The organism is Pseudomonas sediminis (genome assembly GCF_039555755.1).
Taxonomy (GTDB): domain Bacteria; phylum Pseudomonadota; class Gammaproteobacteria; order Pseudomonadales; family Pseudomonadaceae; genus Aquipseudomonas; species Aquipseudomonas mendocina_D.
Genome location: NZ_CP154631.1, coordinates 1142900 through 1156744 on the forward strand (window position 1 = coordinate 1142900; position 13845 = coordinate 1156744).

The 13845-nt window shown below is 63.1% G+C and carries 10 protein-coding genes and 1 pseudogene; all 11 read right to left on the reverse strand.

The genetic code is table 11. The features are described 5' to 3' along the window. Nucleotides 1-9: 9 nt before the first annotated feature. The gene (gene trpE, locus AAEQ75_RS05560) at nt 10-1500 is read right to left on the reverse strand and encodes an anthranilate synthase component I (RefSeq protein WP_343351092.1); all 1491 of its coding nucleotides are present in this window, start codon (nt 1498-1500) and stop codon (nt 10-12) included. Between the two features lie 67 nt (nt 1501-1567). Beyond that, a pseudogene (locus AAEQ75_RS05565) lies at nt 1568-2388 on the reverse strand (phosphoglycolate phosphatase). Beyond that, complete coding sequence (rpe, locus tag AAEQ75_RS05570; RefSeq protein WP_013717380.1) at nt 2385-3059, reverse strand: ribulose-phosphate 3-epimerase; 675 nt, start codon at nt 3057-3059, stop codon at nt 2385-2387. Before rpe ends, AAEQ75_RS05565 begins: the two are co-directional and overlap by 4 nt. 173 nt (nt 3060-3232) lie before the next feature. Beyond that, complete coding sequence (gabD, locus tag AAEQ75_RS05575) at nt 3233-4693, reverse strand: NADP-dependent succinate-semialdehyde dehydrogenase (protein WP_343351093.1); 1461 nt, start codon at nt 4691-4693, stop codon at nt 3233-3235. Nucleotides 4694-4752: 59 nt separating this feature from the next. Further along, nucleotides 4753-6132 (reverse strand): membrane protein, encoded by a 1380-nt coding sequence (locus AAEQ75_RS05580; RefSeq protein ID WP_017675656.1) that lies wholly within the window; start codon nt 6130-6132, stop codon nt 4753-4755. Between the two features lie 77 nt (nt 6133-6209). Next, nucleotides 6210-7358 carry an iron-containing alcohol dehydrogenase gene (locus AAEQ75_RS05585; RefSeq protein WP_343351094.1) on the reverse strand — a complete coding sequence of 383 codons (1149 nt, stop codon included), beginning with the start codon at nt 7356-7358 and terminating at the stop codon, nt 6210-6212. 177 nt (nt 7359-7535) lie between these two features. Next, on the reverse strand, nt 7536-8900 hold the full coding sequence (locus AAEQ75_RS05590; protein WP_343351095.1) for a sigma-54 interaction domain-containing protein: 1365 nt from the start codon (nt 8898-8900) through the stop codon (nt 7536-7538). Nucleotides 8901-9003: 103 nt separating this feature from the next. Next, complete coding sequence (locus AAEQ75_RS05595) at nt 9004-9831, reverse strand: ABC transporter permease (RefSeq protein WP_108234882.1); 828 nt, start codon at nt 9829-9831, stop codon at nt 9004-9006. Between the two features lie 203 nt (nt 9832-10034). Beyond that, complete coding sequence (locus AAEQ75_RS05600) at nt 10035-11282, reverse strand: ABC transporter permease (protein WP_106733189.1); 1248 nt, start codon at nt 11280-11282, stop codon at nt 10035-10037. A 154-nt stretch (nt 11283-11436) separates the two neighbouring features. Continuing rightward, a complete protein-coding gene (locus AAEQ75_RS05605; RefSeq protein WP_343351096.1) occupies nt 11437-12468 on the reverse strand; it encodes an ABC transporter substrate-binding protein in 1032 nt (343 codons plus the stop codon). Nucleotides 12469-12521: 53 nt separating this feature from the next. Beyond that, nucleotides 12522-13619, reverse strand: coding sequence for an ABC transporter ATP-binding protein (locus AAEQ75_RS05610; RefSeq protein ID WP_343351097.1), 1098 nt, complete (start codon nt 13617-13619; stop codon nt 12522-12524). Between the last annotated feature and the right edge of the window lie 226 nt (nt 13620-13845).

Sequence of the window (13845 nt, forward strand, 5' to 3'; positions counted from 1 at the left end):
CGGCTCCTCTTATTCCTGGGGCTGGACGGCAGTCTGTTCGGCGAGCGCAACGGCGCGGAACATGGCGCGGCGCTTGTTCAGGGTTTCTTCCCACTCCAGCGCGGGCACCGAGTCGGCGACGATGCCGGCGCCGGCCTGCACGTGCAGTTCGCCGTCCTTGATCACCGCGGTGCGGATGGCGATGGCGGTGTCCATGTTGCCGTTCCAGGCGTAGTAACCGACCGCGCCGCCATAGACGCCGCGTTTGACCGGCTCCAGCTCGTCGATGATTTCCATCGCGCGGATCTTCGGCGCACCGGACAGGGTGCCGGCCGGCAGGATGGCGCGCAGGGCGTCCATCGAAGTCAGGCCTTTTTTCAGCTCGCCGGTGACGTTGGAAACGATGTGCATGACGTTGGAGTAGCGCTCGATGACCATCTTCTCGGTCAGTTTCACCGAGCCGATTTCCGAGACGCGCCCAGTATCGTTGCGGCCCAGGTCGATGAGCATCAGGTGCTCGGCGACTTCCTTGGCATCGGCCAGCAGATCTTCTTCCAGCGCCAGGTCCTGCTCCTCGGTGGCGCCGCGCGGGCGAGTGCCGGCGATGGGCCGCACGGTGACCAGGTTGTCTTCGACGCGCACCAGCACTTCCGGCGACGAGCCGACGACGTGGAAGTCGCCGAAGTTGAAGAAGTACATGTACGGCGTCGGGTTGATGCAGCGCAGCGCACGGTACAGGTCGATGGGCGCGGCCTTGAACGGAATCGACATGCGCTGGGAAATCACCACCTGCATGCAGTCGCCAGCGAGGATGTAATCCTTGATGGCGCTGACCGAGCGTTCGTAATCCTCGCGGCTGAAGCTGGAGCGGAACGCCGGCTCCGCGCCTGCCGGCTTGTTCAGATCCACACCCAGGCGCGGGGTAAACGGCTGACGCAGCTTGTGCAGGATGTCCTGCAACTGCGTCTGACCACGCTCGAAGGCGTCGCTCTCAGCCGGATCGGCCAGCACGATGGCGTGCATCTTGCCGGCCAGGTTATCGAACACCACCACGGCATCGGAGACGTTGAGCAGGATGTCCGGCGTGCCCAGCGCATCGGGGTTCACCCCCGCGGCCAGTTTGGGCTCGACGTAACGCACGCTGTCGTAGGCGAAGTAGCCGACCAGGCCGCCATTGAAGCGCGGCAAACCAGCAATGGTCGGCACCTTGTAACGCGCCTTGAACTGCTCGACGAAGGCCAGCGGATCGGCACATTCGTGGCGCTCGACTTCGACGCCGTCGGTGGTGATCACTACGTCATGACCGTGCACACGCAGCACGGTGCGCGCCGGCAGGCCGATGATCGAGTAACGGCCCCATTTTTCGCCGCCCTGCACGGACTCCAGCAGGTAGGAGTTGGGCGCATCGGCCAGTTTCAGGTAGATCGACAGCGGCGTGTCGAAGTCGGCGATGGTTTCGCAGGCAAGCGGAATGCGATTGTAGCCTTCAGCGGCTAAACGCAGGAATTCTTCATGGGTCATGATCAGCCTCATGGCTCGGGGTAAACGGTCGGGTGCAAACGGGCCGCGCAGCGGCGGCAGGACGAGATCAGGCGCGCCAGCGCCAACGGGCCAGGGCCTTGATCACTTTCATCCAGAGTTTGCAGCTAACCACCACGGTGCGATCTCGACAGGCGGGGGAATAAGGAGAGCGGCCACGGTAGCGCAGCCGCTCGGGCTAAGCAACTATCAGAGCAGTTCGGCGAGACTATCGACTACCAGCCCCGGTTTTTCTTCGGCAATCGGCCGGCCATGGTTATAGCCGTAGCTCACTGCGATGCACGGTACGCCCGCAGCGCGCGCGGCCAGCACGTCGTTGCGCGAGTCGCCGATGAACAGCGACTGCGCCGCCTCGACCCCAGCCAGATGCATCACCTGCAGCAGCGCCTCAGGGTCCGGCTTCTGCTGTGGCAGGGTATCGCCGCCGATGATCCAGCGGAAATAACCGCCGAGACCCACCTGTTCCAGCAACGGCGCGACGAAACGCTCCGGCTTGTTGGTCACCACCGCCAGTTCCACGGCTGCAGTGCTGAGCGCCTCGAGCAGCTCGTGCACACCGGGATAGAGCGCGGTCAGATTGTGGCAGTCGGCGTAGATATCGAGAAAGCGCGCCAGCGCCTCTTCCGTCTCGGCTTCACCCACGGCGGCGTGATCCAGACCACCGGCCAGGGCACGGCGCACCAACACCCGTGCGCCATTGCCGACCCAGTCACGGACCTTTTCAACGCCAGCAGGTGCACGCCCCATTTCGACCAGCATGCGGTCGACGGCTTCGGCCAGGTCCGGCACGGAGTCGATCAGCGTGCCATCCAGGTCGAACATCACCAGGCGCGGCAGCTCACCGGCGCACAGCGCGCGCAGCGGTTTCATCCACGCACCTGGGCCAATTCGGCGCGCATGGCATCGATCACCGCCTTGTAGTCCGGCTGGTTGAAGATCGCCGAACCGGCAACGAAGGTGTCGGCGCCCGCCTCGGCGATCTCGCGGATGTTCTGCACGTTGACGCCGCCGTCGATCTCCAGGCGGATCTCGCGGCCGCTGGCGTCGATCAGCGCGCGGGCTTCACGCAGCTTGTCGAGGGTGCCGGGGATAAACTTCTGCCCGCCGAAACCGGGGTTGACGCTCATCAGCAGGATCATGTCGACCTTGTCCATCACGTACTTGAGCACGTCCAGCGGGGTAGCCGGGTTGAACACCAGGCCCGCCTTGGCGCCGCCGGCCTTGATCAGTTGCAGCGAACGGTCGATGTGCTCGGACGCTTCAGGGTGGAATGTGATGTACGACGCGCCAGCCTCGATGAAGTCGCCGATGATGCGATCCACCGGCTTGACCATCAGGTGCGCGTCGATGGGCGCGGTGATGCCGTACTTGCGCAGCGCCGAGCAGACCATCGGGCCGATGGTCAGGTTGGGCACGTAATGGTTGTCCATGACATCGAAGTGGACGATGTCCGCCCCGGCGGCGAGCACGTTGTCCACTTCCTCACCCAGGCGGGCGAAGTCGGCGGAAAGGATCGACGGGGCGATGGCGAAGGGTTGCATGGCGCACCTCTAAGGGCTTGGGTCACGGTGGCGCGCATTGTAGCGGCTGTAGAGCCCTTGATCGACAAGCGCAGGAGACAGAACAGGGACCGTGGGAGGCGCTTTAGCGGCGAGCGCCTGGCTTTGTGCCAAGCCGGTCGCGGTTAAAGCCCCTCCCACAATAGCGACCTGATTCAGATACCGCCGAGGCAGAGGTACTTGATCTCCAGGTACTCATCCAGACCGTACTTGGAGCCTTCGCGGCCCAGCCCTGAAGCCTTCATACCGCCAAATGGCGCCACTTCGTTGGAGATCAGCCCGGTATTGATACCAACCATCCCGTACTCCAGCGCTTCGGCTACACGGAAGGTGCGACCCAGATCGCGGGTATAGAAGTAGCCGGCCAGGCCGAACTCGGTGTCGTTGGCCTGACGCACCACCTCGGTTTCGTCGCTGAAGCGGAACAGTGGCGCCAGCGGGCCGAAGGTCTCTTCACGGGCCACGCGCATATCCACGGTGACGCCCGTGATGACCGTGGGCTCGAAGAAATGCCCGCCCAACGCGTGCGCCTTACCGCCCTGCAGCACCTTGGCGCCCTTCTCCAGCGCATCGGCCAGATGAGCCTGCACCTTGGCCACGGCATTGCCGTCGATCAACGGGCCAATGACCACGCCTGCTTCATCACCCGGGCCAACCCGCAGTTTGGCCACAGCCGCGGCCAGTTTTTCAGCAAAGGCTTCGTAGACGGCATCGTGTACATACAGGCGATTGGCGCAGACGCAGGTCTGCCCAGCATTACGGTACTTGGCCACCAGCGCGCCTTCGACCGCTGCGTCGAGATCGGCGTCTTCGAAAACGATGAACGGCGCATTGCCGCCCAGTTCCAGCGAAAGTTTCTTCAGGGTCGGAGCGCATTGCTCCATCAGCTTGATGCCGACGCCGGTGGAACCGGTGAACGACAGCTTGCGCACGATGGGGTTGGCGCACAGCTCGGCGCCGACTTCGCGGGAACGCTCGGCATCGGCCGGCAGTACGCTGAACAGCCCGGCCGGGATGCCCGCGCGCTCGGCCAGCACCGCCAGCGCCAGCGCACTGAACGGTGTCTGCGGCGCCGGCTTGAGCACCATGGCGCAGCCAGCGGCCAATGCCGGACCGGCCTTGCGGGTGATCATCGCCGCCGGGAAGTTCCAGGGCGTGATGGCCGCGGTCACGCCAATGGGCTCCTTGGTCACGATCAGGCGCTTGTCCGGCTGATGGCCGGGAATGGTGTCGCCGTAGACGCGCTTGGCCTCTTCGGCGAACCACTCGATGAAGGATGCCGCGTAAAGCACTTCGCCACGGGCCTCGGTCAGCGGCTTGCCCTGCTCGGCCGTCATGATCCGCGCCAGATCCTCCTGGTTGGCCAGCATCAACTCGTACCATTTGCGCAGCCGCGCCGCGCGCTCCTTGGCCGTCAGCGCACGCCAGGCGGGTTGGGCAGCCTGCGCCGCCTCGATGGCCTGACGGGTCTGCGCGCCACCGATGTTCGGCACGACGCCCAGCGACTCGCCGTTGGCAGGGTTGAAGATTTCAGTCACATCGCCATTGCTGGCGTCACACCACTGGCCGTCGATATAGGCCTGATGGCGCAGCAGATCGGGATCGTTCAGTTGCATGATTTTTCTCCTGCTGCCGAGGGAGGAGATCCCCTCGGCTGAATTAGGGATTGAAGGCCTCACTCGGCTGGCGGCAGATCCTTGGTGAAGGTCTGGTCGTTCTCGCCGCGGAACATCCGTGCTCCGTAGATCAGCGCACACAGGCCAACGCCGATGGCGAAGGCCCAGCCGGCGCCCTTGATCGCAAGCACTGCGCCGATCACCCCGGCGATGCCCAGGTCACGCTGGCTGCGCGCCTCCATGATGCCCAGGCGTACGCTCACGTAGCCCTGGATCAGCAGGGTCAGTGCCAGCGCCACACCGAGAATCGGCTGCACCAGCGTCACCACCGGCAACAACAGCAGGCCGGTATTGGTGCCCCAACGGAACGAGCCAACCCCACCGTAGATCGACTTCATCGCTTTGGCGCCACCCTTGAAGCGCTCGGTGATTACCACCTGCATGGCCGACCATTGCGGACCACACATGGCCACGTCCGGTCCGAAGATGCTCATGAAGGCATTGCGACCGCCAAAGATCAGGTGCGAGCGGTTGGGGTTGAAGTCGACCTTCTCGTCACGCCGTACATGGTCGGCTTCGCCGAGGATTGCCTTGGCGCCAAGCACGTCGCCGAACACCACCAGATAGGCGGCGAACACCGTGGGGATGGCGGTGACGAACATCATCAGTGGCGGCATGCCGAGGCCGAACACGGTGTATTCGTTCCACAGGGTGACGAAGTCCGGCTGGCTGATGCCCCACTCGATGCTAGGCCAGGGTGCCTCGCCGAAAATCGGCGCGACGATCACCGCCAGCAGGATGATCGGGAAGATGCCCAGCTTGGCGAAATTCCACCAGAAGCGGTTGCGCTTCTTCAGCTCCTGAAAATGGATGGAAAACACCAGGTAAAAAGCGATGCCGATGGCGATGGAAATGGTCCAGGGGAAGCTGTCGAAGCGACCGCCTTCCTTGAATACCGTCACCACCGCGCTAAGGCCGGCGCCCATGATGATGCCGGCCTTGAGCGCAGAGGGCACCAATGACACTACCTTGCGCGCCATGCCCGTCATACCCAGGCCTATCGAGAACACCCCTAGCATCAACTGGAAGGCAATCAGCGCATGCACCCGCTCCGGGCCCTCCGGGAACTGGCTGCAGTAGGCCATCAGCAGTGGGATCGCCGGGGTGATCCAGCCCGGAACGACCGGATCGCCCAGCAAATGGTGAGTCAGGTACAGCAGGCCATTGAGCATGACAACTGCCAGCGCCACCTCGAAGGGCATGCCGAGGAACTCGGTCATCAGCGGAATCGCCGCCAGATCCACCGCGCACATGAGCAGGCCCTGCATGTAGTCGGAGATCTCGAAGCGGTAATGAATGAAAGGCAGACGCACCTTGAATGGCCCCACCGGCCAGTAGGGGGCTTCCACACCAAGGTCTTGTTGATGCAGTTCGGACATTTGAGTCACCCAGCTTTATTAGAGTTGTATTTCAGCCGGCCCCAGCACCCTGGGGCCTTTCATCTTCGTTGCGGTAATCAGTAGGCAGCGCGGTAGATCTGTTCGATGTCGCCAGCCGTCAGGCGCCGCGGATTGTTGCGCATCAGTCGATCGATCTTGCTCGCTTCCTCGGCCATAGCCGGGATGGCGTCTTCCGGCACGCCGAAGCTGCGCATGCCCTTGGGAATGTCGACGCTGGCGCACAGCTCGGCCATGGCCTCGACGGCCAGGTCGGCGGCGGCCTTGTCGCTCAGGCCATGGGGTTGCACACCGAGAGCAGCAGCGATCTCGGCCATGCGCTCGACGCAGGCCAGCTTGTTCCAGGCCATCACGTAAGGCAGCAGCAAGGCATTGCTGACGCCATGAGCGATGTTGAAACGTCCGCCAAGGGGATACGCCAGCGCATGCACCGCACCCACGCCGGCATTACCGAAGGCCATGCCGGCCATCAGGCTGGCGGTCGCCATATCTTCGCGAGCGAGCAGGTCAGCCGGATTGGCATAGGCCTTGGGCAGCGCCTTGGCGATCAGCTTGATGGCGCCAATGGCCAGGGCGTCGGTGATCGGCGAAGCATTGACCGACAGGTAGGACTCCACCGCGTGCACCAATGCATCGACGCCACTGGCGGCGGTCACGCCACGGGGGCAGGTCAGGGTCATCAGCGGACTGACCAGGGCCACGTCGGGCAGCAGGTAGTCGCTGACGATGCCCTTTTTCAGCTGCGCCTTCTTGTCAGAAAGGATCGACACGTTGGTCACTTCCGAGCCGGTGCCAGCAGTGGTCGGAATGGCAATCAGCGGCGGGCCTTTACGCTTGATCTGATCGACGCCGAACAACTCTTCCAATGCACCGTCATGCCCGACATAGCCAGCCACCGCCTTGGCGATGTCGATGGCGCTGCCGCCACCGACACCGATCAGGCCATCGTGACCGCCGTCGCGGTAGACCTTGGCGCAGGCTTCGACGATGGCGATCTCCGGCTCCGGCTCGACACCGTCATAGATGCCATAGCGGCGCTCACCGAGTTGCTTGAGGACATGCTCGACCGTACCGGACTTGATCAGGATGGCGTCGGTAACGATCAGCGGATTGGTGATATTCAATCGAGGCAGTTCGAGCGCCAGTTGCTCCACGGCCCCTTGGCCGGTCAGCAGCTTGTTGGCGATCTTAAATGCGGCAGTGTTCATCAGCAGGCCCCTTATGCGTTGTTATGCTGAACGGGTTCGGGGCTTGCTATAGCCAATCCTGTGCCAGCTCGCTGAAAGCAGCGAGTTAGAAGGCTTGCGTCGATTTGTCACAGCGCGCAGCGGGTTGCGCTTGATCAGAAAACCAATCAGATGAGCCTTTTACGATCCATTTTCCAATCAACCCTGCTCCCAGCGCTTCATTTTCTGCACCAGCGTCGCCTGGCTCAGACCGAGCACCTTGGCCGCTTCACGGGTGGTCTTGTGCTGCATCAGCGCACGGCGGATGAGGCGCCGCTCGAGGTTCTCCACCTGCTTGCGCAATGGCAGCAGGTCGTCGACATCGCTGCGAGCAACGCGCATTTCCTCCGGCAGATCGCACAGTTCGATGCGTTCACCACTGCTGGTCACTACCAGGCGCTCGACCAGATTGATCAGCTCACGGATGTTGCCGGGCCAGGCGTAGTCGGTCAGCGCGTCGAGCGCCTCGAGCTCCCAGCTCAGCACTCGACCATAACGCTGATTGAAATCGGCCAGGTAGAAATCCAGCAACGGCTGAATTTCCTCGGGGCGCTCGCGCAGCGCCGGAATGTGGATCGGCACGACGTTGAGGCGGTAGTAGAGGTCGGCGCGAAAACGGCCCTCGGCGACCATCGTGCGCAAGTCGTGGTGAGTGGCGGTGATGATGCGTACATCCACCTCCTTCAACTCCAGGCCACCGACCGGAATGAAGCGACTCTCCTCAATCACCTTGAGCAGCTTGACCTGCAGCGGCAATGGCAGATCACCGATCTCATCGAGAAAAACCGTGCCCTGGTGCGCCAGTTCCAGCAGACCGCGCTTGCCCTTGCTGCCGGCGCCGGTGAATGCGCCCGGCACATAGCCGAACAACTCGGCCTCGATCAGGTTCTCCGGCAGCGCACCGCAGTTAAGCGCCAGAAACGGCTGCGCCGCGCGCGGGCTGCTCTTGTGGATGTACTGGGCGATCAGGGTCTTGCCGACGCCGGTTTCCCCTTGCAGCAGCACCTTCACGTCGCTGGCCGCGACCTGCCGCGCCTGCATGAAGACGCGCCCCGAAGCGGGCTTGTCGGCGACCGGCGAGGCATCGAGCAGGTCGTCACGCTGCCCGGCATGCAGCTTGGCCGTGCTGTTGCGCAGCTGCTTCAGTTGCTGCAGCTCGTCACGCTCGTGCTTCATGCGCAGCAGCTCGGTCATGTCGCGCACGGTACTGACCACGTAGCGCACGCGGCCATCGGCGGCGAAGATCGGCGTACCACTGACCAACAGGCGTTTGCCCTGGCTGACGCTCTGCATCAGCGACAGCGCCTTGCCTTCCTTGAGCACACGCAAGGACACCGACTGCGAGATCACACCCTGCTCTACCAGCGCCTGCATGTGCTGGCCGACGACGTCCTCGGCACGCAGCCCGGTCAGGCGCTCATAGGCACTGTTGACCTTTAGGGTGATGCCATCGGCGTCGGTGATGTAGACGCCATCGTGCAACGCGTCGATCAGCTCACGAAAACCGGGATCATCGAAGTCCATCTGGCTGCCTTGTTACGAAGGAGAAACTACACATTCTACGCCCGGAAACGAACAAGGCCCCGCTGGTTTCCCGGCGAGGCCCTGAACATGCAGCTGCGGCGATTTATTCCGGCGCTGAAGTACGCAGCTTCTCGCTGCGCCCACGCAGCCATTCCAGGGTCAGCAGCAGCAGGATGGAGAAGCCGATCAGCAGCGTGGCGGCGGCAGCGATGGTCGGCGACAGGTTCTCGCGGATGCCGCTGAACATCTGCCGCGGCAGGGTGGCCTGTTCGGGACCGGCGAGGAACAGGGTCACCACCACTTCGTCGAACGAGGTGGCGAAGGCGAACAACGCACCCGAAATCACGCCCGGCGCGATCAGCGGCAGGGTCACCCGGCGAAACGCCGTCAGCGGCGAGGCCCCGAGGCTGGCGGCGGCACGCACCAGGTTGTGGTTGAAGCCCTGCAGCGTGGCCGACACGGTGATGATCACGAACGGCACGCCGAGCACGGCATGCACCAGGATCAGCGACAGGTAGCTGTTGCCCATGCCCAGCGGGGCGAAGAACAGGTAGCTGGCGACACCGATGATCACCACCGGGACGATCATCGGCGAGATCAGCAGGCTCATCACCAGCGCCTTGCCACGGAATTCGCCACGGGTCAGGCCGATGGCCGCCAGGGTGCCGAAGACCATGGCCAGCAGAGTGGCGGCCGGGGCGATGATCAGGCTGTTCTTCAGCGAACGCATCCAGTCGGCGGACATGAAGAAGTCCTCGTACCAGCGCAGCGAGAAGCCCTGCAGCGGGTAGACCAGAAAGGTGCCGGAGTTGAACGACAGCGGCACGATCACCAGCACCGGCAGGATCAGAAACAGCAGCACCAGGCCGCAGAGAATGCGCAGGCCGTAGTACCAGAGGCGCTCGACGGGTGACATGTAGGGGCTGAGCATGGCTGTGACTCCATTTAGCGTTTAGCTCCCCTCTCACATTTATGGGAGAGGGGTTGGGAGAGAGGGCGCTCTTCTTACGCCATCCTCCCGAGTTCGTTTACCGAGAGGCAGTGGTGCCGAAACAAGCACCCTCCCCCGCCCTTCGGGCACCCTTTCCCATGAATGGGAGAGGGGCATCAGGTGGTCTGCTGCGCAGACCGTGTTTATCCAAGCCGCAGTTTGCTGGCGCCGACCAGCCAGCTGTACACCACGTACAGCACCAGCGTCGCGGCCAGCAGCAGACCGCCGAGGGCCGTGGCCATGCCCCAGTTGATGGTGGTGTTGGTATAGAAGGCGACGAAGTAGCTGATCATCTGGTCGTTCGGGCTGCCCAGCAGCGCCGGGGTGATGTAGTAGCCAATCGACAGAATGAACACCAGCAGGCAACCGGCGCCGACACCGGCCAGGGTCTGCGGGAAGTACACCCGCCAGAAGCTGGCGAACGGGTGGCAGCCGAGCGACACCGCCGCACGCATGTAGCTGGGCGAGATGCCCTTCATCACGCTGTAGATCGGCAGGATCATGAACGGCAGCATGATGTGGACCATGGCCACGTACACACCGCTGCGGTTGAACACCAGTTGCAGTGGTTGCTCGATGATACCCAGCGATATCAGCGCGCTGTTGATCAGCCCTCCGGACTGCAAGAGCACGATCCAGGCCGCGACGCGCACCAGGATCGAGGTCCAGAACGGCAGCAGCACCAGAATCATCAGCAGGTTGCCCTGCCGCGTCGGCAGGTTTGCCAGCAGGTAAGCCAGTGGGTAAGCAAGCACCAGGCAGATGGCGGTGATCACCAGGCTCATCCAGAAGGTACGGGCGAAGATATCCAGATAGATGGCCTGATCCGGCGTGGCCTTGGCCAGTTCGCCGAGGTCGTCGATGCGGTGATCGAGCGCGGCCAGCAGGTAATAAGGCGTGACCGATGAGGCATTGCGGCGGATCACCTGCCAGTAGGCAGGGTCGCCCCAGCGCTCATCCATATCAAGGAAGGCCTCCTGGTAGGACGCCGGCTCCTCGCGCAGCGGCAGCTTGCGTGCGGTCGCGCTGACCAGGCTACGGAAGCCCGCCAGCTCCATGTTCAGGCGCTTGGAGAGATCGCCAAGGCTCTGATTGCGCCGTGCCTCGAGCATATCGCTGGCAATCGCCTGGTATACCGCCTCATCCGGCAGGCCACGGCCATCCCAGGCAGCAATCGCCTCGACGGTGCGCGGCAGGCTGCCGACCACTTCCGGGTTGTCCACACTGCGCATGAGCAACGCGCCGATGGGCAGCAGGAAGGTCAGCAGAAGGAACAGCAACAGCGGCAGGATCAGCGCCTTGGATTTCAGGCGATTGAAACGCTCGGCACGGGCCAGTCGCTGCTTCAGGCTTGGCCCGGGCAAATCATTGGCAGGCAGTACGGCGGCCATGGACAACTCCGCAAGCTAAGGCCGCATCTGGCGGCAGAAATTCGGGGATACGACAAAGATCGATTGGGCAGCTCCGCCCCCTCATCCGGCGCTATGCGCCACCTTCTCCCGCAGGAGAAGGGGACGAGGAAGGCGTCGCTGCGCGACGCACGGGTTAACGGGCGGCCCAGGCGTTGAAACGCTGCTCCAACTGCTCGCCGTAGTCAGCCCAGAAGGTCACGTCGATGGCCACCTGGTTGGCGATGTTTTCCGGGGTGGTCGGCATCAGGTTGAGACGCTCCGGCGCCAACAGATCGATGGCCTGCTTGTTGGCCGGACCGTAGGCGATGTTCTCCGAGTAGGTCTTCTGCGCTTCGGGCTTGATCGAGTAGGCGATGAACTCCTTGGCCAGTTCAGCATTCTTGGCGCCACGCGGGATGGCCCAGGAGTCGAAGTCGTAGATACCGCCGTTCCATACCACCTGCAGGTTGCTCTCGCCCTGCACGGCAGCGATACGACCGTTGTAGGCCGAGCTCATCACCACGTCGCCGGAAGCGAGATACTGCGGCGGCTGGGCGCCAGCTTCCCACCACTGGATGTTCGGCTTCAGCTCATCGAGCTTCTTGAATGCGCGATCCTGGCCTTCCTTGGTGGCCAGCACCTTGTATACGTCCTTGACCGGCACGCCGTCGGCCATCAGAGCGAATTCCAGGGTGTACTTGGCGCCTTTGCGCAGGCCGCGTTTGCCCGGGAATTTCGCTACATCCCAGAAATCGGACCAACTGGTCGGTGCGGCGCTCAGTTTGTCGGCGTTGTAGGCCAATACCGTGGACCACACGAAGAAGCCCACGCCGCACGGCTGGATGGCGCCGTCGATGAAGTTGGACTCATCGCCGAACTGGGCCGGATCGAGCTCCTCGAACAGGCCTTCGTCACAACCGCGGGCCAGTTCCGGCGACTCTACCTCCACCAGATCCCAGCTCACGCTGCGGGTATCGACCATGGCTTTGACCTTGGCCATTTCACCGTTGTATTCGCCGCCCAGCACCTTGTTGCCGGTGTCCTTCTCGAAGGGTTCGTAGAACGCCTTGACCTGCGCCGCCTTGTTCGCGCCGCCGAAGGATACCGCTGTCAGATCCACCGCCAGTGCCGGCATGGCACAGCTAACGCCCAGGGCCAACGCCGCGAGCTTCAGGGATTTCGTCATTCTTATCAGCTCCTCTGTGTTACGGGGTAAAGGTGAAGCACTGCGCGAAAGGCTCACTCGATGTGGAGTGGATCCAGCGCGCGGACATGCTCGACAGACCAGCCGAGCGGAACCAGGTCACCAACCGCCAGCGCCGGATCGAGCTCGGCCACGGGTTGCTTGACGTAGAAATCGGATTTGCCGCAGACCTCCATGCGGATGCGCACGTGGTCGCCCAGGTAGATGAACTCGGCAATACGCCCGGAGAAGCGATTCGGGCAGGCCTCGCTGTGGCCGTTGAGGCGAATGCGCTCGGGACGAATCGACAGGCTCACGGCCTCGCCGACGGCACCGACGTTGACCGCCGTGGCGCGCACTTCCTCACCGCGCGCCAAGCGCACCACGCACTGCTCGCCATCGCGGCTGACCAGCTCGCCAGCCAGACGATTGTTCTCGCCGATGAACTGGGCAACGAAGGTGTTGTGCGGCGCTTCGTAGAGTTCGCGCGGCGGGGCGATCTGCTGGATCTCGCCCTGATGGAACACGGCCACGCGGTCAGACATGGTCAGCGCCTCGCCCTGATCGTGGGTGACGTAGACCACGGTTACGCCCAGGCGCTGGTGCAGGTGCTTGATCTCCATCTGCATGTGTTCGCGCAGTTGCTTGTCCAGCGCGCCGAGGGGTTCATCCATCAGTACCAGCTGCGGCTCGAACACCAGCGCACGGGCCAGGGCCACACGCTGCTGCTGACCACCGGAAAGCTGGCCGGGGTAACGGTTGCGGAAGCTGTCGAGCTGCACCATCGACAGGGCGCGTTTGACCCGCTCGCTGATATCGGTGCGCGACATGCCACGCACGCTCAGCGGGAAGGCCAGGTTCTCGGCCACGGTCATGTGCGGGAACAGCGCGTAGTTCTGGAACACCATTCCGATGTTGCGCTTGTGCGGCGGCAGTTTGTTCAGCGAGCGGCCATCGAGGAGGATCTCGCCAGCAGTCGGCGTCTCGAAACCGGCCAGCATCATCAGGCTGGTGGTCTTGCCGGAACCGGACGGGCCGAGCAGGGTCAGAAATTCACCCTTGCGGATATCCAGGTTGAGGTCTTTGACGATCAGCGTTTCGCCGTCATAGCTCTTCTGTACGCCACGGAAGCTCACCAGTACATCGTTTGCCATCACACCACACCCTTGTTCTTGTCTCAGGCCGATGACTCAAGAGTAGGTCGACAAGACCGGGTGAAAAATCGGGCGGGATGACAAGCTGATATCAGGCGCGAGGAAATTCTTGCGTAGGGATTGCCCTACAAATTCCGAGTGATCGCATCGGTTATACAGCGCATGAAAACCGTGGGAGCGGCTTCAGCCGCGAAGCTCCGGTGGGCGATTCCTCGTGCCTGAAGCG